Genomic DNA, 23,705 nt, shown 5'->3' on the forward strand with positions numbered 1-23,705 from the left:
CAGTGCGTAGTCCAATGAGTGGTGAAATGCGTGATCGCCGCCGATGCCCGTCCCACCCCCCGTGCAGCAGGCTCTATCCGAGTTCACCGAAACCACCGGGGAGACATCATGGGACGCGTCGTTCTGTCCATCTTCACCACCGCCGATGGGGTCGTCAACGACCCGCAGCGGTTCACCTTCCAGTTCGTCAGCGAGGACTCCATGCGGACCGGGCTGGCGCAACTACAGGCCGCCGATGCGCTGCTGCTCGGCCGGGTCACCTACGAGGGGTTCGCCGGGTCCTGGCCGAACATGACCGACGAGGCGGGCTTCGCCGACAAGATGAACAGCATGCCCAAGTACGTCGTCTCGACGACGCTGGACCGGGGCGAGTGGAACAACACCACCGTCATCAGCGAGAACGTCGCCGAGACGATCACCAAGCTGAAGGCCGAGGTGAACGGCGACATCCTGATCTACGGTAGCGTCGCGCTGGTCAGGTGGCTGCTGCGCAACGAACTCGTCGACGAACTGCGCCTGGTCACCTACCCCGTCGTGATGGGCGGTGGCGTACGCCTCTTCGAGGAGTCGGGCGAGCCGGCGGTCCTCCGGCTGGTCGGCGCGCAGGCGTTCGACTCGGGCGTGGTCGTCCTGACCTACGCCCCCACCGGGGACGAGCTCGTCGGGTGGGGGCAGGAGCCCGGCGCCCCGGGCGGTGAAGGCTGAGAGCGAGGCGGCACTCGACCCTCGGCTACGACACGCTCCATAGACCCAATCGTGGTGAAGGAGAAGACCGTGAACGACGATGTCACCCAGTACATCAACAAGGCGCAGCCGTGGCAGATCGACGTATGCGAAAAGCTACGTGCGATAATCCGCCAAACCATTCCAGGTGTCGAGGAACGGCTCCAGTACGGCAAGCCGCACTACCTCAAGAACGGCCACTACGCGGCTGTCATCGCGGTAGCCAAGTCCAAGGTGTCGTTCATGGTCTTCAACGCCACGGATATCGCCGAGGTCAGGGGATTCCTCCGGGCAATGGGCAACGGTGAACGCAAAACCGTCGACATCAAGGAAGGGCAAGACGTCGACTACGGCACGCTCGCCAGCATCCTGGGAAAGACCATGGCCGCCCTGTAGTTGCTTGCCAGAGTGTCTGCCGTACAGGGTCTGATCAATCTGACCCGCTGCGCGGGGGGCGTGCCGGGGTGGGGACCCGGCACGGTCCCGGCCTGCCGGCACGCGAGACGGCAGCAGCATCGTCGCGACTGACAGCACCGGACGGCTGCCGGCAGGACGGCCGGCAGAAGTGATCCTGCCGGACGTCCTGCCTGTCTCCCCGCATCGGACGTTGCTTGACTCAGCGCCATGACACGATTTCGGAAAGCGATCACCCGAACGGTGGTCGTCGGGGCACTGGTCGGTGCGACGGCGCTCGCCGGTCCCACCTCCGCGTACTCGGAGTCCGGCCAGCCGGGGGCGGCCGGGGCGGCCGAGTCCATCCTCGACATCATCCCGGCACAGACCCTGGACCGGATGATCGCCCAGGCCCCGCTGGTCGACGCGGCCAATGTCATCCGCACCGCGGTGGAAGGCGCGCCGGCACGCGGCTACGCCGGCATCGGCCTGGTCGACGACCACGTCACCCTGTGGTGGAAGGGTGCGCCACCCACCGACATCGCCACGGCCGTCACCGCCGCCCGCCACACCGCGCCGGTCGAGGTGGTCGACGCCACCTACTCCCGCGCCGAACTGCGCAAGGCGGCCGACCGACTCACCCCGGTGGTGGAGGCCGATCCGGCGGACGCCAGCCACTCGGTCAGGCTGCGCACAGACGGCTCCGGCATCGAGATCGCCGTTGACGACACCCCGGGCGCCAAGCTGCCGAAGCTGCCGGTCACCGGGGTCCGTACCAGTTTCGTCGAGCGGGCCCGGATGGTCGAACGATCGCGGGCCAACGACTCCGCACCGTTCGACGGCGGAGCGGGCATCGGGTTCACCACGCCCGGATGCACCGCCGGCTTCGGCGTACGCGACGCGGACACCGACGCCGGGTACGTCCTCACCGCCGAGCACTGCGGAGCCATCGGCTCGCCCTGGCACGTCGGCTGGAACACGACCACCGGCACCGGCACACTGGTCGGCTACGCGGTCGACAGCAATGACGACCACGACACGATGATCATTTCGACGTCGGCACCCGGCGACCACATCTACGTCGGCGGTCAGCACGACGAGGTCCGCGCCCGGGTGGTCGGCTGGACCGAGGTCTTCCCCGGCCAGCTGCTGTGCCAGTCCGGGTACACCTCCGCGGGTGAGCTCGGCGGCCCCGTCTGCAACCTGCGGGTCGATTTCCACTACGACGACATCGAGGACCTCGTCGAGGCCACCCAACTCGACGGCGACGAGTCTGCCCGGGGCGGCGACAGTGGCGGCCCGGTCTACGCCGTCAACGCCAACGGCACCGTGCTCGCCGCCGGCACCACCACCCGGTCGGCCGGTCCGGGCTTCGGATTCCAGGACTTCGCCACCGCCCGCGACGACTACGGCAACCTCGTGCCGGCGACGGCGATCGCCAGCACCTGCCGGGTCTCGTTCGTCGTCACCGACTCGTGGGGCACCGGCTACACCGCCAGCGTCACCGTCTACAACGACGGCCCGGCCGTCAACGGCTGGTCGCTGGGCTGGGCCTTCCCCGGCGGGCAACTCGTCCAGGGCCACTGGAACGGCGTCTTCCAGCAGACCGGCGCGGCGGTGACCGTCACCAACGAGAACCACAACGCCGCCATCCCGACCGGCGGCGCCGTCAACTTCGGCTTCACCGCGAACGGCTCCCCCGCCACCCCGGCACCGTTCACCCTCAACGGCACCGTCTGCAACTGACCCTGTCCACCGGCACCGGGCCCCGCCGCGTCGCCGGCGGGGCCCGGTGGGTGTGTCCAGGTCAGGACTCGGCCAGTTCGCGTCGCAGGGTGGCGCGCAGGGTCCGCACCTCCGGGGCGTCCAACTCGCCGCACCGGTCGAGCGCCCGCTGGCGCAGCAGGCGGGCGTCGGCGGCCCGGTCCGGAGCCGCCCCGGCCAGCGCCGCGAGCGCGTACAGGGTCTGCGCCTCCCACCACGGGCAGGACAGCGCGGCATACAGGGCCAGCGCCGCCCGCAGCGCCTCGGCCGCCGGGTCGACCTCCCCCAACTCCTGGAGCGCGAGCCCGTACCGGTGGATGGCGTTGGCCTCGCTGAACGTCGCACCGCACCGGTTGAACACCCGCCGGGCGCGGGCGTACTCGTCGGCGGCGTCCCGCCAACGGCCCATCCCGGCCAGATCCGCACCGAGACTCATCATCGCGCCGGCCCGGGCCACCGCCGTGCCGGTACGGCTGAGACCGTTGCCCCGGCCGTAGAACGCCAGCACCTCGCGGTGCAACTCGGCCGCTTCGGCAAACCGGCCGAGCGCGGCCAGCGCACCGCCCTGCGCGCTCGCCGCGCTGTGCTCGCCGAGGGCGTACCCGATCTCGCGGAACAGGCCCACGGCCCGGCGGCAGTGGTCGATGGCCGACCCGCCGCGGCCGATCCGAATGAGGATCGCGGCGGTGTAGGTCAGCGCCCACGCCTCCTCCCGGCGGTCCCCGATCCGCCGGGCCAGTTCCAGCGCCCGGGCCAGGGCGGCCAGCCCGTCGGTGTTGCGGTCCCGGCAGAAGTACCGGGCCCAACCCAGGAAATTCAGCAGTACGGCCTCGTCGCGCGGGCTGCCGGCGGCCTGGGCCGCGGCCACTCCCAGCGAGAAGATCTCGTCCCAGGAGTGCCGGTGACTGTTGGCGTCGGAGTACCAGTGCAGTGCCCTGGCGACCGCGACCACATCGGCGTGCCGACCGCGCCGGGCCGCGTCGCGCAGCGCCGCCAGCCAGTTGCCGGACTCCCGATCCAACCAGTACGCCGCCGCCCGATCGTCGTCGAACGGGGAGTCGGCCCGACAGGCGACCGGTTCGAACATCACACCGGCCTGCCGGGTACGCCGCAGCAGCCAGCCGACCATCTGATCCTGCGCGCCCGTCCGGGACGCCTGTTGTTCCTCGGCGTCGAGGCGTTCCTGGGCATAGAGCCGGACCAGGTCGTGGAACTGGTACCGGTCCCCCATGGTCAGTAGGACACCGGCCTCGACCAACTCCTCCAGGGCCGCCGCGGCGGTCTCCTCGTCGGTGCCGGCCACGGCGGCGACCAGCGCGGGTTCGAAGTCGGTGCCGGGAATCAGCGAGGCCCGCCGGAACACTCGCGCGGTCATCGGGTCCAGTTGCCGGTACGAAACCTCGAACGCGGACCGGACGCCCAGGTCTCCAGCGGTCAGCACGGTCAGCCGCCGACGCTGGTCGCGGAGCAGGTCCACCAGCCAACCGACCGACCATTGCGGTCGGCTGGCGAGGCGGTTGCCGGCGATCCGGACGGCCAGCGGCAGCCGGCCGCAGAGCTTGACGAGTTGGTCGGCGGCGGCCGGCTCGGCGGCGATCCGGTCGGCACCGACGATCGCCGCGAGCAGCAGTCGACCGGCTGCCGGGTCGAGCAGGTCGAGCGGTTGGCGGACCGCACCGGCAAGACCGGTCAGCGGGCGCCGGCAGGTGACCAGCGCGAGGCATCCCCGCCCGGCCGGCAGCAGTGGGCGTACCTGTGCCTCGTTTGCGGCGTTGTCCAGGACCACCAGCAGCGGCCGGTCCCGGGTGAGGGTGCGGAACAGACCACCCCGCTCGGCCGGCGACACCGGCACCCGGCTGTCCGGCACCCCGAGCGACCGCAGCATTCCGGCCAGCGCCTCGGCCGGGTCGACCGGTCCGTCCGGCGCGGCGCCCTGTAGGTCGACGAAGAGCTGTCCGCCGGCGAAGTCCGGGCTGAGTCGATGTCCGGCCGCGACGGCGAGGCTGGTCTTGCCGATCCCCGGCGGCCCGTGCAGCACCACCACCGAGGCGGTGTCCGGCCGCCCGGCGGTGACGTCGGTGGCCAGCGTCGAGAGCCGTTCCAGGATCTCCGCCCGGCCGGCGAGGTCCGGAACGGCGGCGGGCAGTTCCCCGGGTACGACCACCGCCGGGTGGTCGTACGGCACCGTTTCGCGGTCGTACGGCACCGCCTCGCGGTCGTGCGGCTGGCGCTCGGCCCGGGCCAGGGCGACGAAGCGGTCGCGGTCCGCCCCGGCCAGTCGCAGGGCGTCGGCGAGCAACACCACCGTCCGTCGCTGCGGGCTGCGTACCCGGCCGCGCTCCATCTCCCGGATGCCGCGGACGCTGGAACCGGCCGCCTCGGCGAGCTCCTCCTGGGTCAGCCCCCGCTCCAGACGGAGGGTCCTGAGCAGACCTCCGAACTGGTCACGCCGCACCTGACCTGTGGGCATGCTCCCCCAACCACCCAGCGCCCGCAATTACGTAACGTGCGTCGATGCTCGCATATGGGTGACGAATAACGGTGTACTGTGCACAGACTGTGATCATCGCCATGGCGAATCCGTGACGGGTCACCGGAATCCGGGTTGCGTTCGGCGGGCCATGGCTGGGGTTCGGGTACCCGACAGGAGCCTGGACACATCGACGAGATCGGCGACGACCTGGTTGAGCATCCGACCCGCCGGCTGTTCTCGGTTGATCTGCGCCGCAGGCGCGTCTACGCCGGGGGTTCTCAGTTCGCCTGCTCCGCAGGACGGTTTCGTCGTGATCCTGTGACCCGACGGATGCAAGGCGCTACACGAACGAGAAGACACGTTCCTCCGGGTCCACGACCACGGCCAGAAACGCTCCAGGCACGAGGGCCGGGTCATCGGCGCGGATCGTCTCGGCCTCGAAGGTGGCGAACCCGCTACCACTGATCCGCACGCGGAGTTCCAGCCCGGAATCCTCCCCGCCCAGGTGGTTGGCCACCGCGAGGATCTCCGCCGTCGCGGCGACACCGGTAGCGGCGAGCCGCCGCGCGTCCCGGCCCGAGCGAGCGACCAGGCGCAAGCCCCACACTCCGAAACCGCCGCCGACGATCGTCGCCAGTACGCCCCCGCCGAGCAGGCCCCAAAAGTCTGCGCCAGACAGGCTCCGGCCCTGCGATACGGCGACGTACAGCAGGACCGGTCCGGGCAGACAGACCGCCAAGAACACCACTCGGCAAAGCAGTGCGCCGATCGGACCGATGCGCGTCTCCGCCTCCCGGGGTGTAGTCATCATCCCCACACCCTAGTGCGGGGTCCTTCAGTGCCGAGGCCGGAAAAATCCCCGCCCGAGGCAGAGCAGATCGATGGAGAAGACCGGGCAGTCGGAGCAGGAACTCCGAAAAACGGAGCAGGTTGGGCGATCAGCTGGCCCGGGAGTCGCTCGCCACCGGGGCCGATGGCCTGCGGCGACCTGGCGGTACGCGACCACGCCCGGCCCGTCAGGAACATTAGGACGTTCGGCCCGACGGCACGGCGTCGAGAAGCCCCTGGTTCTCAGACACTCCCCGGTTACCGTTTGCGCAGTTCAGCGGTGAACAAGACGAGCCCCGGTATGGAGAGTGGGCCACCGGGCCCGGTACGCGACTCCGGACGCAGGACGTCACCGCCCGGATCGAGCCGGAGCGTGACGGACAGGCCGGTTGGGCAAACCTGCCCCTGACCGAGGTCAGTCCCGGGCACCGGTCGGCTCCGCCTGGTCTCGAACTCCAGCACACGCTCCTCGGCGTGGACGAGTTCCCAGAAGGACTCACAGGTATCGGAGCGGCTGACGACGACTGTTCCCCGCCCGAGTTGGCCACGCCCGATCGTCAGGCTCAGTGGGATCTCCCGCTGGACGCACTTGGGAATCACATTGTCGTGACAGATCTCGGTGCCGGTCCACTCGCCGATGAAGGCGTCGGGTACGTCGTTGCACCCCAGGGCCCGGTATTCCGTCGTCTCGCAGACCCAGCCCCGAAGATCTGGCTGTACCCAGGTCCCGACGGCCACCAGCAGGGTGATCACCGCGCCGATCGAGGCGCCGATTGTGGTGATCTGTCGCCAACTCGGCCGGCCAGGAGTCGCGCTTGCCGATGCGGCACCATCACCGTCCTGTGCCACGGAAACCCCACCCTCCCAGTTCGGCCCGCTCGACCAGCCAGCGACGAGCATGCATATCCTATGCCTTCACGAGGCCAGAGCCGGGGTGGTGACCCCGGCGGCGGGCGTCGTACCGGCCACTCGCACCTCAAGCGCGTCCACCGTCGCATCACCGACATGGTTCGGCGAACAGCACTACGCTTCACCAACGGGACAAGCGCTACCACGCATCGGCGTTGATTCGGCGCTCGTCGCCTCGCAGGGCCGAGTTCCTTGCTGCTGCCACCGCCGCGTTGACCGAGTTGGCATCGATGGACCCTTCGTAGCGCACGTTGTCGATGAAGTACGCCGGGGCCTGGTGCAGGTGCATCGCTTCCGCGTCAACGAGGTCTTCGTCGACCCGCTGGGCACCGGTCGCGTCGCGCCAGTCGCGTTCGAACCGCCGCAGGTTCAAGCCGGCGCTTGCGGCCGCCCGGCGGATCTGTCGTTCGTTCTCGATCGGTGCTTCTCGGATGAGCTCGTCGCGCATCTCCCAGAATCGTCCCTGGATCGCCGCGGCCTCGTTGGCGATGGCGGCGGAACGGCCGAGCGGCTGATCGAGCGGGAGATGACGGAACGCGTACACCACTTCGCTGCCGAAGCGGCCCTCCATTTCACGACGCATCTCTCCCGCAGCAGGCGAGTACGGCGTGGCGTAGTTGCCGTATTCGACAACTGTCACCAGGGCACTGCGTGGGTCACCCAGTACGGGATCGCGAGACGGGTCGAGCGTCCGCACGAGGCGGTCGCGGTGCGGCGACCGCCTCCGCTCGCGTGCGCTCATGACGGCGAAGGCGACAGCGCCGAGGGTAGCGGCAAGCACCGTGGCGGCGATTACGCCGATCTGCCCGCGGCTGACATCAGCAGAGTCATCGAACGCCAGCTCTGTGACGAAGAGCGAGATGGTGAATCCCATCCCGGCGAGCATGCTCACGCCGATGATGTGTGACATGCGTACCGCCGGTCCGAGTGCGTCGGGCCGAAACCGGGTGACGATCCAGGTCGACATCGAGATGGCGACGATCTTGCCGACGACCAGACCGATGATGATGCCCCAGGTGAGCCGGGAGGTGAATGCGTCGACCAGCGACTCCTGGGTCACTCTCACGCCGGCGTTGGCGAGCGCGAAGATCGGCAGGATAAGCCAGGTGACGTACGGCGTCAGTGCGCGGTGGGCGCGCTCATTGACCGATACGGCTCGGGCGAGCGAGTTCTCGGCCGTGCGAGCGTAGCTGGCGTTCGGCGACATCTGGAAGGCACGGACGTGGTCCTGAGCCCGGCGCAGGTCGTCGAATCGGGTGGGGAAGATCGGCAGCAGTAACGCGATCGCGACGCCGGCCAGGGTGGCGTGCACGCCCGAAAGGAAGAAGCCCACCCAGACGACGATCGAGGGCAGGAGATACAGCGGGCCGCGCCACACCCCGGCGAAGCGCATCACCGCGATCATCACGAGACCGCCCACGGCGATGAGCAGCGGCAGCGGGTTGAAGTGGTCGGTGTAGACGAATGCGATGACCCCGAGCGCGCCGACGTCGTCGGCGACGGCGAGCGTGACGAGGAAGATCCGCAGCTGGGGCGGCATCGCTCGTCCAATGAGGGCGAGCATTCCCAGCACGAAGGCGGTGTCCGTGGAGACCACGATTCCCCAGCCGTCAACCGCGTCGGTGCCCCGGGTGACGCCGACGTAGATCAGTGCCGGGATGACGAGGCCGGCGACGGCCGCGATGATCGGGACGCTGGCCCTCCGCCAGTCACGCAGCTCACCTAGCTCAAGTTCGCGACGGACCTCAAGGGTGACGTGAGCGAAGAATACGGCCATGAGTGCGTCGTTGACCCAGTGCCGCAGGTCGAGGTCGAACCGGGCGCCCCCGAGTTCGAGGCCGAGGGGGAGATGCCAGAAGGTCTCGTAGTTGTCCCCCGGAAGATTCGCCCAGATCAGTGCGACGACAGTGCCTGCGATCAGGACGACGGCACCGCGCAGGGCCTCTGGGCTGCGCAGAAGACGGGAAATGGGGTCGCGGCGAGCGGCGCCCGTGGGGTCGATCGCAGCGGCGCTGCCAGCCATCTGCGTCACGCCGTCGCGGTGGGCAGGAGGAGGACTTCGGCGAGGTTCACGTTCCGTGGCAGCATCGCCGCGAGCGTGACCACTGCGGCGATCGCCTCCGGCTGCACCGCGGACGCGTCCCGCGCGTGCTGCTGGTCAGGTTCGGGCGCTGACGCGTGGGGATGCTCGTCGGGCCGGTCAACCGCGAACCCTGGCTCGATGATGTGGACGCGCATGCCCCGCGGTCCGTACTCGTGACGGAGCGCGCGGGCGAGCTGCTTGATGGCTGCCGAAAGGGCGTTGAACACCGCGAAACGAGGGGCGCGAACGTCGGTACTGACGGCGCCGATCAGCACGATGTCGGCGGGCGCCCTGCGGTCTGCACGGTGAAGGAGCGGCTCGGCGAACGTCTGGGATGCGTGGAGCAGCCCGCAGAGGTTCACGTCGATCATCTCGGCCCAATCTGCCGGGATGCCGTCACCGAAGGCAGAGCCGGTGATCACGCCCGATGACACGACCAGAAGGTCGATGTGGCCAAACCGTGTGATCGCGGCCGCTCGGGCGTCGTCGACTTCGAGTTGGGAGGTGACGTCCGCGATCGTGGACAGCACTCGATCGCCCCCGCCGAGTTCGTGTTGCAGGGCGGCGAGGCGGTCAGCGTCTCGGCCGACCAAGACGATGCTCGCGCCGGCCCGGACCAGCTCGTGGCAGATGGCTCGGCCGATCCATCCGGTCGCGCCAAAGACGACCGCGACCCGACCGTTCAGGATGCCGGTGGTCGCGCTGTGCTCGCTCATCGTGCGCGTCCCGCGAGCGTCAAGGGCAGGAGCCGCTCCCAGTAGAGGTCGGCGAGCCGCTTCCGGTTCGAGGGGTCGGTGGCGTCTGAACTCGGCGACACCACGCGGTCGTCTTCCAGGTAGGAGCCGGACGGGACATCGGCGACCGCGGCGTAGAGGACCCGGGCCGCGCCGCGCGTGGGAGGACCGCCGATCCGGCCCGTCATCGCGGCGCTGAGGGCAGTGTCGTTGAGTCCGGGGCAGAGGGCGACGACACTGGCCGGCATCGACCGCAGTTCTTCCGCGAGCAGAGACGACCAGGTCACCATGGCGAGCTTCGCTCGCGCGTACGCGGCCACCGGCGAGTAACCGTGCTTCAGGTCGATGTCGTCGAAGTGGAACCGCTCGGCGCGGTGCGCGGACGACCCCACGTTCACGACCCGTGCGCCCGCAGCCATCGACGGAACCAGCAGCCGCGTCAGCAGCGCCGGCGCCAATGCGTTGACCTGGAGTGTCCGCTCGAATCCAGCCGTGGTGACGACCCGCTGCGGCGCGCCCGGCACGCCGGCATCGTTGATCAACAGATCGATCGTCGACACGAGCGACCGGATCGAGCGAGCAGCCTCGACGACTTCGCGGAGGCGGGTGAAGTCAGCACCGACGTAGTGGACCTCGGCAGGACCGGACCTGCGGACCTGCGCGAGAACCCGGCGCACCCCTTCTTCCGGCTCAGGTCCGAGCACGACGAGCGTCTCGGAGACCGCCGCCAGCCGGTGGGCCGTCGCTTCACCGATGCCGCTCGTAGCGCCGGTGAGCACAACCGTCCCGAACCGCTGCCCAGAGGTCCTCACAGCGCGTAGCCCCCCGCGACCTGGATGTCCTGCCCGGTGATCCACGCGGAGTCGGCCGAGGTAAGGAACGCGATGACCCGACCGATATCCTCGGGCTCGCCCACGCGACCGAGTGCGGTCTTGGCGGCGATGCCTTCGATGATCTCCGGGTATTTCTCGAACGCGTCGTCGCCGATGCGAGTACGAGTCGGTCCAGGGGCGATCGAGTTGACGCGGATGCCCCGGGGGCTGAGCTCTTTCGCGAGGAATCGGGTGGCGACCACCAGGCCGCCCTTCATCGCCGCGTACCCCGAGTAGCCGGCCTCGGTATCGCCGGGCCGTACGGAGCTGCTTGAGGTGTTGATGATCGAGCCGCCGTCGTGGATCAGCGGCAGGAGCGTCTGCGTGAGGAAGTACGGCCCGCGCAGGAGCACGCGATAATACTGGTCGAACGCCTCCTCGCTCATGTCCTCGAATGAGCGGCCGCCGCCGAAACCGGCATTGTTGACGAGCGCGTGGATCTTGTCGGTGCCCCATTCGTCGCCGAGAACCCGGGTGAGCTCGCTCCTGAAGGCGGGGAAGGTTTCACTCAGTCCGATGTCGAGAGACAACGCGACCGCGTGGCCACCGTTGTCTCGAATCGTGGAGACGGTTTCCTCCGCACCGTCCGGGCGGGAATTGTAGGTGACGACCACTCCCATTCCGCGTGCCGCGATTTCGATTGCGGCGCTGCGCCCGATGCCGGCGCTCGCGCCCGTTACGACGGTTACCGCTTGGCCAGTTGTCTGCGTATTCACCTTTCTAGAAGAACACGACGGCCTCACGGTGTGTTAGGGGAATCCTCGCGACTCCTTGCCTAATCCTCCCTCTGTCAACGGAATCCGTCGCCCGACGCACAGGGCTGGCACTGCCCGAATCAACGCACAAAGCCCGAAATGCCCGACCTGGGCGTACGAGTAGACCCCAGCGGATGACCGGGCCGGGTGCCCACCTCGAACCGACCGGCCCGGCACCGACGCCAGATCCGACGTACGCGGTCCAGGTCGCGGTATATCCAGTCGACCTGGACATCGTCGATCGTGAGCCAGGCACCACCGTCCACCCACGGCCGCCGGCGCGAAGGTGGGCTGAGGCCGTCCGTCGGGGCCGAGTCAGGCGGCGGCGTCGGGGGCAGGTCGCGGTCGGACAGTGCAGTGCTGCCGAGGATGGGTTCGCCGAGGTGGGCGGGGATCCGGTAGGGCCGCGTACCCGTGTTGAGCACGCAGACCGCGCCGGTGCCGCGGCGCGCGATGAGCACGCCGTCGTCGCCGGAGTCGACCCGGGACAGTCCGAGCCCGTCGCCGAAGAGTTTCCGCCGGGCCTCGACCGCGTCCCGATAGAGGCGCAACGTCGAGGTGTCGTCGGCCTCCTGGGCGGCGACGGTGAGTTCGGCGCACGAGGGGGGCTGCGGCAGCCACGGGTCGGGCGCGCCGGGCGGCGAGAAGTGGTCGCGCCCGTCGCGGCCCACCGCGATCATCGCCCTGAGCGACATCCTGGCGATGGGGGTGATGGACGCCGCACGGGAGGCGGGCGTACGCGTCCCGGGCGACGTCTCCATGACCGGCTACGACGACCAGCCCGAGGCGAGCTGGACCACCCCGGGCCTCCGGTACCCCGACGTGCCGACAGCCCGTCATCAGGCCTCGCCGGCCAACCGGGACGGACCATGATCCGAGATCCGAGGAGTTCTCGTAACGCCGGGTACAGCACGCAGAGCCCTAACGGGCCGAGGCTGCTCACGCTCAGCAGACCAACGCGACGGTGACGGTAACGGCATCTTGGCGGACGTTGCCGGCGTCATCCGTGCCGACCAGAGTGAGCCGGTGTCCGTAGTTGCCGCACCCGCCGCGTAGACGCACGGTCGGTTGCGCACCGACGCCGACTTGTACGCCGTTGTCGAGCCAGACGAGCGTGACTTGTCCGCCCTCGGGATTGACTGCCGTGCCGTTGAGTGTGATGTCGTGGTATGCGCCGGTCGCGTCGTTCCCGTTGACCCACAGGAGGGCGCCGTTGGCGGGGCTGAGGATCCGTACGGTCGGTGGTTGGTCGGCGCCGTCGGGCTGGATGAAGATCGGGATCGTGTCCGTGACGCAGACGTTGAACGTGTCGCATCCGCGCAGCGTGACCGTGTGGGCGCCCAACCCGGCTCCGGTGTTCGCGGTGGGATTGTGGCCGGTGGCGAAGGGATTCAGTGCCCCGTCCAGATACCACCGGAGCTGACTCTCCGGGAGCGGGCCGGCGTCGTCGAGGCTCGTGGCGTGGAACGGGATGAGTTCGGTGAGTCCGAAGGCCGGTGGTGAGTTGTCCGGGTTGCGGGGTCCGGTGACGTGGACGGTTGGCGGGTAGTTCATCACGGTGACCTGGATGGTCTGGGTGGCGCTGGCGCCGTCCGGGAAGGTGGCGGTAGCGCGGACGATGTGGGTGCCGGGCGGGGGCAGCGCGAGGACGGACGGGCCGGTGCCGAAGACGGTGCCGTTGAGTCGCCACGTCACGGTGGGGGTGCCGTGTCCGTCCGCGAAGACGGTCGCCCGGAACTCGGTCGGCAGGATGGCCGAGAGGCTGGCTCCCGGTTGGGGCGTCTGGATGACCACCAGCGGCGGCAACGCGTCCTCGATGGCGCCGAAGGCGTGGATGACTCGGTCCTTGACCGTGTCGTCGGGGCTGGGGCGCCGGTTGCGCAGCAGGATGTTCTCGACCGAGTCCGTGCTGAGACCGGGGTCGGCGGCCCAGATCAGGGCGGCCACACCCATGGCGTACGGCGACGACATGCTGGTGCCGCCCGTCAGGTGGGCCTCGGCGGGATTGGGCACCGCGGGGGTCGGACCCACCAGCATCCAGAACGGGGCGAAGACGTCGACGTCCTCGGGCCCGAAGTTCGAATGGGAGTCCCGATCACGGCTGTTGACGCCCAACCCGCCGACGCAGAGAATGCCGGAGTTTTCGCACGGGGTGTGCCAGTGCTTCTCCCAGCACACCAGGAAGCAGGTGGTCTTGTCGACATCGGTCCCGTCGTTGCCCGCGCCGGCGAACATGAGCAGGTCGTTCACCCCTCGCTGGTAGGCGGTGAAGGCATCGAACGGCAGCACGCTGAACGCCAGCGGCCAGGGCACCTTCGCCCCCCAGCTCATGTTGATGATCTTGCTGCCGCTGAGGCGAGCCTCCAGGATCGAGGCCATGGCGACGAAGAAGTCAGGCGGCGAGTACATCAGGCTGAGTCGCGCGACGGGGCCGGCCGGCCCGGCCGCGCCCACGAAGTTGTCGGGCACGGCCGCGGCGGCACTGGCCACGTCGGTGCCGTGCCACGGTGAACCGATCCAGGCCGCCGTTTCCGGGTCGATGAACAGGATCGGGCTCGATGTCGTCGTTCCCGCCGGTAGGTCGTTGTTGACCTGCGGCTTGAAGCCCGAGTCGAGCACCGCGATGGGCACCTTGTTGGTCAACCGGCCAACCGAGTTGAGCAGCGTCCAGCCCTCCGCCACGCCGATGTCCTGCACACTGCCGGAACTCAGATAGGACCAGGTGTACGCGTCGCGGCTGTAGCCGGCGTCGGGGTCGTCGCCGTAACCGGGCGGGCCCGACCCGGCCTCCAAGGTGGAGCCGGTGGCGATGCTGTCGGGCTGCCCGACCCAGTTCACCCCGACCGCGACCTTGGCGCTGGCCTCGGCGGCGGCGGCCGCCAGCAGCCCCAGACCGGCATGGCTCGACACCGCCATCGAGGTGGCCTTCGACCGACCCTCGTTGAGCACGGCGAGGCTGTCGCTCAGTTTCGATGGGTCGGCCCGGGTCGGGTCGATGCGGACCAGATGCTGTCCGGGGCCGCCCCTGTCCGGCGCAAGGCTCCGGATCACCGTCCCGCCCCACCGGGCCGCGAAGGCCGCCACCTCCTTGGTGTCCGAGCTTGTCAGGATCAGCTCGTTCTCGACGAAGTCGACCCGGACGCCGTCCCCGTCGACAAGGCCGGCCAGCGGTCGGGTCGATCCCCGACCGAAGCCCGGCAGCTGCGCCACCGGCGGACGCGCCCGGTCCGGATCCACGTGGACGACGATCGGTCCGGCACACCCCTCCTCATCCGGCAGCGTCCCGAGCACCTGTCCGCGAAGGGCTGCGCCCCGACGCGCCAGCGTCTCCAAATCGGCGAGCCCGCGACTCAGCAGCACGAGGTCGGCCCTGCTCAGCCGCGCCGTCGCCAGTACCCCAGCCACCCGGACGGCCTGCGCCGTCATGGCTTCGGCGAACCCGTGCAGCGGGGCAGTCGCCGCGCACGGCTCCTCGGCCGCCCGCGCCGCAGCGCCGGCCACCAGCTTGCCGGCCGCGATGACATCCCCGTCCGCCAGCTGGGCGGGGCCGCCACGTTGCTCCTCGGCGACCCGGTGCAGGCGTTCCGCCAACCCACCGATCTCCGTCGACAGTCCGGGCGTCGGCACCGGAGTGGCTCGGCTCGGTGACGGCAGCACCAACATTCCCGCTACGAGCACCAGCGTCGTACCGAATGCCAGCCGGCGAGACCGATGGCGACCTACCAACATGCCTGCCCCCACACCGCTTGATACCGCTTCCTGTCCTAACGGCGTGACATCGCCGTTCCATCGCCGTTCCACCACCGCCCGAGGCGCTTCGAGTCGCCGCTCCTCCCCCGGCCGGACGGGCGCGGGGGGGGATCTCCCGCCGCCGACGAGATCCGATTTCCGACAGCACCGGGGCCATCCCCGACAGACAGGAGCAGGATCAACCGGATCCCCGGGGTGATAATCGGGTCGGCCATCGACGGTGGAGGCACTGGTGGACGGGGACCGCGGATCGGCGCGGGCGGCGACCGGGGCGTGCCGTCACGGTGACCTGCTGGCGCAGGCGCAGGCGCACCTCGCCGTCGGCGACCTGGGCGCCAGCCGGCACAGCTTCGACGCCGCCCACCGTGACGCCGAGCAGGCCGGCGACGCGGAGGCGATGGCGCTAGCGGCGCTCGGTCTCGGGGGTCTGTGGGTGCACGAACACCGCTCCACCGCGGCCGAGGTGATGCTGGAGGCCCGGCTGCGGCGTACGCTGTCGCTCGTCGACCCGCGGTCGGCGCTCGCCCTACGACTGCGGGCCCGGCTGGCGGCCGGGGCCGACTACCGTACCGGCACCCACGAGGCGACTCTGGCCATTCTGGAGGAGACGCGCCGGTGCGGCGAACCCGTCGCGCTGGCCGAGGCGCTGAGCCTCGCACACCACTGCGTGCTCGGCCCCGAGCACGGCGCATTGCGGTTGGCCCTGGCTCGCGAGCTGATCGACCAGAGCACCCGGACAGCCCGGCGGACCGACCTGCTGATGGGGCTGCTGTGGCAGACCGTCGACATGTTCCTGCTCGCGGACCCGCACGCCGAACGGCGCCTCGTCGAGCTGCGGGACCTGCTGGCCGCCGAGGACAACCTCGCGGTGAGCTTCGTGGTCGGCGCGATCGGGGTCATGCTCAGCCTGCGTGCCGGCGAGTTGGCGGTGGCAGAGACGCGCGCCGCCGACTGTGCGGTGCAAGGCGACGCCGCCGGCGACGCCGACGCGACGGGCTGGTACGGCGGGCAACTGGTCGCGATCCGCTGGTACCAGGGCCGGCTCGGCGAACTCCTGCCGGCCCTTGCCGAACAGGTGAACTCACCGGCGCTCAGCGCCGCGGACAACTCCTACTTCGCCGCGCTGGCGGTGGCCGCGGCTCTGCGCGGCGAACGTCGGCTCGCCGACGGCGCGCTGGCCCGGTTACGGGGACGGGACCTCGGCGACCTCCCCCGGTCCAGCAGCTGGCTCGCAACCATGTACGGGATCGTGGAGGCGGCGAACCTGCTGGACGAGGTCGAGCTGTCGGAACGGGCGTACGAACTGCTCCGCCCGTTCGCGCGGCTGCCGATGGTCTCCAGCCTCGCAGTGGCCTGCTTCGGCTCGACGCAACACGCGTTGGGCGTCGCCTCGCTGACCGTCCGGGCGGTGGACCGCGCCGTCGACCACTTCGCGGCGGCGGTGCACGACAATCTCGCGCTCGGGCACTGGCCGGCGGCGGTGCTCTCGCGATGGCGCCACGGGCAGGCCCTGGCGCTACGGGCAGGCCCACGGGATCTGGCCGAGGCGCGGCACGCGCGTACCCGGGCCGAGGAGGATGCCGCCGCCCTGGGCATGGTCCTGCCGAGTACCCGATGGGCGGCCGCGACAGGACTGACCATCCACCGTGATGGCCCGCTGTGGCGGGTTGCCCTGGGCTACCGGGCGGTGCTCGTCGAGCACCGCGTCGGCCTGCGCCACCTCGCCGTCCTGTGCGCCAACCCGGGCCGCGAGATCACCGCCGTGGAACTCGCGGCCGGCGCGGGTCCCCTCCCGGCGGGAGCCTCCGACCGGCTACCGCAGCCCGTCCTGGACGCCACGGCCCGCCAGGAGTACCGGCAGCGGTTGTGCCGGCTACCCACCGACATCGACGAGCACGAACGGCGCGGCGACGCCGCCCGCGCCGCGACCGCCCGCTCGGAGTACGACTGGCTGCGCGCGGAACTCGCGGCCGGCACCGCCGTGGGCGGTCGCCCCCGGCACTTCACCGACACCACCGAACGGGCCCGGATCGCCGTCGGGAAGGCCATCCGGCGGGCCATCGATCGCCTCGCCGAGGCCGATCCGATAATCGCCGAACACCTGCGCGGAACGGTCCGCACCGGCCTGCACTGCTCCTACCACCCACATACGGAACAGGGCCACGAGCTGTCGGGTTGGCCGCGACAACCGGGCGGGAACGGGGAACAGCTCAGCCCCGGCCCGCGCATCCGCTCACCCGGATAGCCCTTCGACCTAGACGACGGGGCGTGGCCTCAGCACCACCTCGATCGCCGGACTGGTCGCGGTCGGTTCTTCGGCAAAATACGCCGACACGTCGCATGCGTACCGGGTCCCTGGCACCTCAAGGCGATAGGTAATCGGGTACGGGCTGTCGAGGTACACGCGCGGCAGCCGCTCGCCCGGCCCGAAGCTGGCATCGAGATCGGCCTGAGTCATCGGCACGGTTGCGACCAACTCCGCGTACACGTGGTCGACGTCCTGGCCGGCGATGCGCAACTGGAGTTCGCGGACACCGGCCGGCGGCGGCTCGACCGTGGCGCCGCCATACCCGGGTACGACCTGACCGAAGAGCCCCAGCACGGTGACCACGAACGCGGGATTACCCGTGCCGTGTCGACAGAGCCGCTCGGCCCACACGTACAGCATGTGGGCATCGACGCGGCTCGCGAGTCGACGGGCCAACCGCGTCCGGGTCGAGGCGAGCAGGTGCGCGGGCACCCGCGGCCTGGTCCACCCGGGTGGCCAGTCTTCCAGATCCTCCGTTTCCACACCGTCGACGATCACCGTGTAGAGCGTCTCCGCAGGAAAGTCGTTGACCCGGACGGTCAGCTCCTGGCCGCCCGCCACCGCCCGGTACGGGAACTCCCCGTCGCCGGTGTGCGTCCAGACGATCCGGGTCGCGCCCAACGATGGTGTGCCAGGCCCTGTATCGACGGGCTGCGCCACTTCGGTCGCCGCTGCCGGCGTATCCGGATCCGGCCGGGTGGCGCCCACCCGGCTCGACCGGCGGGCGCGGAGCAGCCGTCGAGACCGGAGCAGCACCGCGACCAACCCGGCCACGCTGACAACAGCCCCGACGACCCTCATCCCGACGCTGCGCGTGCCCCCGACGGTTGCCGTGCCATCGTCCGGACCCGACACCGAAGCAGCCACTCGGGTGCCCGGATCGAGGTCGCCAGCATGGTCAAACGTCACGGGCTGTAGCCGCAGCTCGGCGTCGTTCGAGGTAAAGAGACCCTGGCAGGAATAGGTATCACTGCGCTGGCCGAAGGTAAGGAATTCGCATCGTGTCACGCTCACCGTGCCCGCGCGCTCCTGCCGCAGGGTACCGATGGTCCTCACGGCGTCCACGATGAAGTAGACCGACAGCACCGCCAGTGCCGCGACCGTCAGCCCGAGGAACCAACCGAGCCGCCGGGTCGGCACCGATCTCGGCCCATCAACGCCCGATCCGTCCACGTCACGTCCTCCGTCGACTGTGCAGGGTGGCCAAGCCCGAAGTGTGACGCGGCGGCCCGACCATCCGAATCGGAAATTCCGCCAAGACCCATCGAACGTATCCGCGTCGCGCAACGTGGCCGACCATCGACGGCACGGATGCGGTGCTCGGGCACCTGCGAGTCCTGAACGGCTCGGCTTGACAGCCATCAGGAAGATGAACCCGCACGCAATCTGGAACAGATGATTCGAGGACGTATGAAGGCTCGACAATGGATCGGCACCATGGCGGTCTTGCTGCTGTTGACGCCGGCGGCGCCGGCCAGCGCCCGGGTGATCCCACCCGTCCTCGACTTCAACGGTGCCGTCGGCTGGGGAGAAAATGCGAATGGTCAGGTCGGTGACGCCACGACCGTCGACCGTGACACCGCAACCCGGGTGTACGGCCTGACCACGGGTGTGAAGCAGGTCGCGGCGGGCGGCATGCACAGCCTGGCCCTACTCACCAACGGCACCGTACGGGCGTGGGGCTACAACCGCAACGGCCAACTGGGCGACGGCACCACTACCCAGCGGACCACGCCGGTCACCGTGCTGGAGCTGACCGGGGTGACCCAGGTCGCCGCCGGTAGCAACTACAGCATGGCACTACGCTCCGACGGCACGGTCTGGACCTGGGGCTTCAACACGAACGGCGAACTGGGTGACGGCACCATCGTCAGCCGATCCGCCCCGGCCCAGGTGCCGGGCCTGGCCGGCGTCACCCAGATCGCCGCCGGCTCGCACGCCGTGCTGGCGCTACGGTCGGACCGTACCGTGTGGGCCTGGGGAGCCAACGGCGTCGGCCAGTTGGGCGACGGCAGCACCACCGACCGACTCAGTCCCGTACCGGTATCCGGCTGACCAATGCCGTGCAGATCTCGGCCGGCGGGGCCTTCGGCGTAGCCCTGCTCGCGGACGCCACGCTGAGATCGTGGGGCAACAACTACACCGGCCAACTCGGCGACGGCACCACCATCACCCGACTGACACCGGTACCGGTCCTCGGTGTGCCACCGGTACGCCAGGTTGCCGCCGGTGGCTTGCACACCGTCGCCCTGACGGACGGATCGCTCTATGCGTGGGGAAACAACGGGTCCGGGCAGCTCGGCGACGGCACGACCTCGGGCCGTAAGCTCCCCAACAAGGTCACCGGTCTGACCCGAGTCACCCAGGTGACCGCCGGTGGTTCACAGACACTCGCCCTACGTAGCGACGGCACGGCCTGGGCCTGGGGACACAACAGGCTGGTGCCGGTCCGGTTGCCCGGTCTGAGCGATGTAGTCCAGCTCGCCGCTGGCGGCGGACACAGCATCGCGGTCCAGTACGCGGCACCGGTCATCAAACCCTGAGGAGCCGGCCTAGGGCCTGTGTCGAAGTCGCAGGCGGTCGCGCTGCGGCGTGACGGCAGTCCGGCCGGAGTTGGCGAGGTCGATGCGCCAGTCGTTGCTGCGCATGAGGGAGCCGCTGCCCGGCGGGTACTCGAAATTGCAGGGGCCGAGGAGAGTGAAGCCAAGGCGGTGGCAGAGTGCGTTGGAGGGGGCGTTCTCGATTGAGGGGAACGCGTGCAGGCTGTGGGGCGCGTCGGGGTGGCGGGCAGCCTCGCGGACGATGGTGACCAGGGCGGTGCCGGCTGCGGAGGCAATGCCTCGGCCCTGGTAGGGCGGTAGAACGTTCCAGCCGGTCTCGTAGATCTGCTCGCCCTGCCAGTCACGCTGGTGGTAGGCGATGCTGCCGACCATCTCGTCGCCAAGCAGTACGGCGAACATGCAACCGCGGCTAGTCGCCGGCATGGCAAGGTATCGGCGGTGCCGGGCAAGCAGTTTTTCCTCCGGCTCGGGACCGCCGACGTGTCGACGCATCTGCGGAGTGTTGATCCGGCGCAGGAGGTCGAGCGCGGATTCCGACCAAGGCTCAAGACGAACGTCCATGCCGCGCAGCCTGGCAGGCTTCGGGATCATCAAGCACCTCATTTCGACCGGGTGCGGCCCTCGCCCGCCTGTACAACTCGGGCCTTGGGTCGAATTCGGCGGTAGCGGGGTGATGAGAACCCGGCGCGTCGGTGACCGATACGTAGCGAGGTCTCCGGTAGATGGTTCCTCGACGAAGAAGACCATCAGCACGGAGACCTCGTGGCCACTGTAGCGGTGACGAGGCGGCACGACCTGACCGACGCGCAGTGGGCGGCGCTTGAGCCGGTGTTGCCCGTGGGGCGTAGGCCGGGACGACCGCCGACATGGACGAAGCGGCAGCTCATTGACGGTATCCGGTGGCGGATCCGAGTCGGTGCCCCGTGGCGGGACGTGCCGGAGTGCTACGGGTCCTGGGCGGCGGCGTACGCGGTGTTTCGCCGCTGGCAGCGCGACGGAACCTGGGCGAAGATCCTGACCACGTTGCAGGCGATGGCCGACGCGGCTGGGCGCATCACGTGGGATGTGTCGGTCGACTCGTCGTCCGCCCGGGCACACCAGCATGCCGCCGGTGCGCGTAAAAGGGGGATCTACAGGCCGAACCGCCGGGTGGCGTCACCACCGAGCCGGACGATCACGCCTTGGGGCGGTCACGCGGTGGGCTGACGACCAAGCTGCATCTGGCCTGCGAGCAAGGGCAGAAGCCGCTGTCGATCGTGTTGACCGCCGGGCAGCGCGGGGACAGCCCGCAGTTCATCCCGGTGCTCGACGGCATCCGGGTGCCCCGGCTGGCCACGGGCCGGCCTCGGACTCGCCCGGACCGCGTCCTGGCGGACAAGGCATACACGTCCCGATCCAACCGCCGCTACCTGCGCCGACGCGGGATCGCCGCAACCATCCCGTCCAAGGCTGACCAGGACGCCAACCGGCGCAAACTCGGCTCCAAGGGTGGCCGGCCACCGGCCTTCGACCCCGAGCGGTACAAGCAGCGCCATGCCGTGGAGTGCGGGATCAACCGCCTGAAGCGCAACCGGGCCGTCGCGACCCGCTTCGACAAACTCGCCGTGCGCTACGAGGCCACCGTGCAGATTGCGGCCATCAACGAGTGGCTGTGACCGACTTCGACACAGGCCCTAGTACTCCAGCCGCGTTTGGTGAATTGAGCGTTCTCGCAGCTCAGCGCCGGTTCTAGCTCGGCGGACGAAGACGAAGCTACCAGATGCGCGTCGATGTTCCCGGCGGGGAGGCTGGTGCTGTCGCACGGCGTGTCTGCTGCCTCTGTTCGAGGACCAGCCATCTTCTCTGCTTGTGTTGATCGACGAAATTGCCGATTGGTCGTCGGGTCTGGATGACCTGGTGGCACGGTTCGCGCACCGATTCGGGCGGGCTGAGCCTCGACGGCAGGCCCGTAATTACCTGCTCGGACTGCTGTCGCCCCTGGCAGACAAGAACGGCTGGACCCTCGCGGAAGCCGCCGGGGACAAGACCCCGGACCGGATGCAACGGCTGCTGAACAAGGCTGATTGGGATGCGGACGCCGTCCGCGATGACCTGCGTGGTTACGTCAGCGACCAGTTGGGCGCACCCGATGGTGTGCTGGTGGTCGACGAGACGGGGTTTCTGAAGAAGGGTGTGAAGTCGGCCGGGGTGCAACGCCAGTACTCGGGCACCGCCGGGCGGACCGAGAACTGCCAGCTCGGTGTGTTCCTGGCCTACGCCACCACCAACGGCCGCACGTTGATCGACCGAGAGCTTTACCTGCCGCGCGGCTGGTGCGACGACCAGGCCCGCCGCGAAGAGCGAGCGCCGCGATCAGCGGGACCACGACGGACTCCACGGTCGGATGCTCGACCGCGACCGGCCGTAACCGATCGATCACCGAAGCATGTCGCCCCAGCCGCACGTCCGTCTCGGCAAGGCGACCGATGAGGTCGAGCCGTTCGTGGGCCAGCGCCTCGCGGACCTGTGCCGCCCAGCCGCCGGGGACTCCGGCGAGGGCGACCGCCGGCCAGCCGTGCAGTGCGCGGCTCAGCAGCCGGGCTGCCGCGCCGTCCACCCCCGCCGAGGCGCGGACCAGTGCCCGAGCCCGATGCAGATCGACAAGGTCGGGATCGCATTCGAGCCGGTAACCGCCGGCGACGAAGCGCAGCGTGCCGAGCGACCCGTCCGGTGCGACATGACCGATCAGACGCCGCAACCTGGTGACGTACGGTGCGATCGCGTTCGGCGAGCGTGGCGGCCGTTCGCCCCAGACCCGGTCGACGATCGTGCCGACCGGCACGGTCTCCCCCGGGGCCAGCAGCAATGCGGCTAGGACGCAACGCTGCTTACCGGGCCCGGCGTCGATTTCGTCGCCACGGTCGGAGACCAGGCTCACCGGGCCGAGCAGTCGCCACGACCTCCGGCCGTCCCCGTTCCCCGTCACCAGCACACCCCATCATGGGTGATCAACTCGTGCAATCGACATTCGTCAGCGGCGGCACAAGCGGAAAACAAGCGATCGGCAAACGATGCCCGTCAAGCTCAACATCGACATCACCCACCCGGGTGGCCGGAGCACCACCGTCGGGGCCGCCGCATCGGGTGGGCGAACCACAAAAGGGGGATACCTTGCGCAAGTCACTGAAGCTCGTCGTCGTCTCCGCTCTCGCCTGCCTGGTGACGCTCGCCGCAATGCCCGGCATGGCGCACGCTGCCTCGCGTGACTGCTCGGTCAACGGGACCTGGTGGCTGCCCGGCACCTGCTACACCGACAGCCTCCCGTCGAACTCGCCGGGCCGGTGGGTCGACGTGCACGTCTCGGCGTACTCCGGTTGCGAGCTCGACTACGTGGTCCGCGACATCGCGAACAACGTCGTGGTGGCGAGCGGCCGGACCAACGAGCGCGACTTCACCATCTTCGGCCTGTACAGCTACTACCGGGCGGAGATCTCGCGGGTGGGTAGCACCTGCGGCGGCAGTGTGATCATCGAGAACGAGTTGCCGTAAGCGGTAGCGGCGGCAGCGGTCCCG

General features: G+C 69.7%; 20 protein-coding genes and 2 pseudogenes. 10 read left to right on the forward strand and 12 right to left on the reverse strand.

Annotation, left to right across the window (positions count from 1 at the left end):
• The first annotated feature begins 108 nt into the window (after positions 1–108).
• The 3 genes from OG792_RS22100 to OG792_RS22110 all read left to right on the forward strand — a co-directional run bounded on the left by OG792_RS22100 (position 109) and on the right by OG792_RS22110 (position 2,862).
• Positions 109–705 carry a dihydrofolate reductase family protein gene (locus OG792_RS22100; RefSeq protein ID WP_329101824.1) on the forward strand — a complete coding sequence of 199 codons (597 nt, stop codon included), beginning with the start codon at positions 109–111 and terminating at the stop codon, positions 703–705.
• A gap of 69 nt (positions 706–774) precedes the next feature.
• On the forward strand, positions 775–1,119 hold the full coding sequence (locus OG792_RS22105) for a DUF1801 domain-containing protein (protein ID WP_329101826.1): 345 nt from the start codon (positions 775–777) through the stop codon (positions 1,117–1,119).
• A 228-nt stretch (positions 1,120–1,347) separates the two neighbouring features.
• The gene (locus OG792_RS22110) at positions 1,348–2,862 is read left to right on the forward strand and encodes a cellulose binding domain-containing protein (protein WP_329101828.1); all 1,515 of its coding nucleotides are present in this window, start codon (positions 1,348–1,350) and stop codon (positions 2,860–2,862) included.
• Positions 2,863–2,923: 61 nt separating this feature from the next.
• On the opposite strand, the gene OG792_RS22115 is transcribed toward OG792_RS22110, so the two are convergent.
• The 8 genes from OG792_RS22115 to OG792_RS22150 all read right to left on the reverse strand — a co-directional run bounded on the left by OG792_RS22115 (position 2,924) and on the right by OG792_RS22150 (position 12,229).
• Positions 2,924–5,350: an ATP-binding protein gene (locus OG792_RS22115; RefSeq protein ID WP_329101830.1), complete on the reverse strand. Its 2,427-nt coding sequence runs from the start codon at positions 5,348–5,350 to the stop codon at positions 2,924–2,926.
• Between the two features lie 343 nt (positions 5,351–5,693).
• Entirely contained in the window at positions 5,694–6,164 is a 471-nt protein-coding gene (locus OG792_RS22120) for a hypothetical protein (RefSeq protein WP_329101832.1), read from the reverse strand.
• Positions 6,165–6,439: 275 nt separating this feature from the next.
• Entirely contained in the window at positions 6,440–7,030 is a 591-nt protein-coding gene (locus OG792_RS22125) for a hypothetical protein (RefSeq protein WP_329101834.1), read from the reverse strand.
• A gap of 199 nt (positions 7,031–7,229) precedes the next feature.
• Complete coding sequence (gene nhaA / locus OG792_RS22130; protein ID WP_329111363.1) at positions 7,230–9,113, reverse strand: Na+/H+ antiporter NhaA; 1,884 nt, start codon at positions 9,111–9,113, stop codon at positions 7,230–7,232.
• Positions 9,114–9,118: 5 nt separating this feature from the next.
• Positions 9,119–9,889, reverse strand: a complete 771-nt coding sequence (locus OG792_RS22135; protein WP_329101837.1) for an SDR family oxidoreductase — start codon at positions 9,887–9,889, stop codon at positions 9,119–9,121.
• Positions 9,886–10,686, reverse strand: a complete 801-nt coding sequence (locus OG792_RS22140; protein WP_329101839.1) for an SDR family NAD(P)-dependent oxidoreductase — start codon at positions 10,684–10,686, stop codon at positions 9,886–9,888. Before OG792_RS22140 ends, OG792_RS22135 begins: the two co-directional genes overlap by 4 nt.
• 29 nt (positions 10,687–10,715) lie before the next feature.
• Positions 10,716–11,495: an SDR family NAD(P)-dependent oxidoreductase gene (locus OG792_RS22145; RefSeq protein WP_329101841.1), complete on the reverse strand. Its 780-nt coding sequence runs from the start codon at positions 11,493–11,495 to the stop codon at positions 10,716–10,718.
• A 119-nt stretch (positions 11,496–11,614) separates the two neighbouring features.
• Positions 11,615–12,229 (reverse strand): hypothetical protein, encoded by a 615-nt coding sequence (locus tag OG792_RS22150; protein ID WP_329101843.1) that lies wholly within the window; start codon positions 12,227–12,229, stop codon positions 11,615–11,617.
• Between the two features lie 7 nt (positions 12,230–12,236).
• Between OG792_RS22150 and OG792_RS22155 the strand changes: the two genes are divergently transcribed.
• Positions 12,237–12,407 carry a substrate-binding domain-containing protein gene (locus OG792_RS22155; protein WP_329101845.1) on the forward strand — a complete coding sequence of 57 codons (171 nt, stop codon included), beginning with the start codon at positions 12,237–12,239 and terminating at the stop codon, positions 12,405–12,407.
• 72 nt (positions 12,408–12,479) lie between these two features.
• Here the strand turns inward: OG792_RS22155 and OG792_RS22160 are convergent, their stop codons facing one another.
• The gene (locus tag OG792_RS22160; protein ID WP_329101847.1) at positions 12,480–15,338 is read right to left on the reverse strand and encodes a S8 family serine peptidase; all 2,859 of its coding nucleotides are present in this window, start codon (positions 15,336–15,338) and stop codon (positions 12,480–12,482) included.
• A gap of 178 nt (positions 15,339–15,516) precedes the next feature.
• Between OG792_RS22160 and OG792_RS22165 the strand changes: the two genes are divergently transcribed.
• A complete protein-coding gene (locus OG792_RS22165) occupies positions 15,517–17,529 on the forward strand; it encodes a hypothetical protein (protein WP_329101848.1) in 2,013 nt (670 codons plus the stop codon).
• Between the two features lie 9 nt (positions 17,530–17,538).
• Here OG792_RS22165 and OG792_RS22170 read toward each other — a convergent pair whose 3' ends face one another.
• Positions 17,539–18,765, reverse strand: a complete 1,227-nt coding sequence (locus OG792_RS22170; protein ID WP_329101850.1) for a hypothetical protein — start codon at positions 18,763–18,765, stop codon at positions 17,539–17,541.
• Between the two features lie 264 nt (positions 18,766–19,029).
• Here OG792_RS22170 and OG792_RS22175 point away from each other — a divergent pair, with 264 nt between their 5' ends.
• Together OG792_RS22175 and OG792_RS22180 are read left to right on the forward strand one after the other, a co-directional pair.
• Positions 19,030–19,647: an RCC1 domain-containing protein gene (locus OG792_RS22175; RefSeq protein WP_329101852.1), complete on the forward strand. Its 618-nt coding sequence runs from the start codon at positions 19,030–19,032 to the stop codon at positions 19,645–19,647.
• An 8-nt stretch (positions 19,648–19,655) separates the two neighbouring features.
• Positions 19,656–20,135 (forward strand): RCC1 domain-containing protein, encoded by a 480-nt coding sequence (locus tag OG792_RS22180; protein ID WP_329101854.1) that lies wholly within the window; start codon positions 19,656–19,658, stop codon positions 20,133–20,135.
• Positions 20,136–20,144: 9 nt separating this feature from the next.
• Here the strand turns inward: OG792_RS22180 and OG792_RS22185 are convergent, their stop codons facing one another.
• Positions 20,145–20,714, reverse strand: a complete 570-nt coding sequence (locus OG792_RS22185; RefSeq protein WP_329101856.1) for a GNAT family N-acetyltransferase — start codon at positions 20,712–20,714, stop codon at positions 20,145–20,147.
• 216 nt (positions 20,715–20,930) lie between these two features.
• On the opposite strand from OG792_RS22185, the gene OG792_RS22190 reads away from it, so the two are divergent.
• A protein-coding gene (locus OG792_RS22190; RefSeq protein ID WP_442932493.1) for an IS5 family transposase occupies positions 20,931–21,808 on the forward strand; the annotation gives its coding sequence in 2 pieces (ribosomal slippage) (positions 20,931–21,321 and positions 21,321–21,808; 879 coding nt in all).
• Between the two features lie 193 nt (positions 21,809–22,001).
• Positions 22,002–22,484, forward strand: a pseudogene (locus OG792_RS22195) (IS701 family transposase); the annotation flags it as partial.
• 58 nt (positions 22,485–22,542) lie between these two features.
• On the opposite strand, the pseudogene OG792_RS34775 reads toward OG792_RS22195, so the two are convergent.
• Positions 22,543–23,124 (reverse strand): annotated as a pseudogene (locus tag OG792_RS34775) (AfsR/SARP family transcriptional regulator); the annotation flags it as partial.
• 179 nt (positions 23,125–23,303) lie between these two features.
• Between OG792_RS34775 and OG792_RS22200 the strand changes: the two are divergent.
• Positions 23,304–23,681, forward strand: a complete 378-nt coding sequence (locus OG792_RS22200) for a hypothetical protein (protein WP_329101857.1) — start codon at positions 23,304–23,306, stop codon at positions 23,679–23,681.
• The last annotated feature ends 24 nt before the right edge of the window (positions 23,682–23,705 follow it).

Source organism: Micromonospora sp. NBC_01699 (assembly GCF_036250065.1).
Taxonomy (GTDB): Bacteria; Actinomycetota; Actinomycetes; order Mycobacteriales; family Micromonosporaceae; genus Micromonospora_G.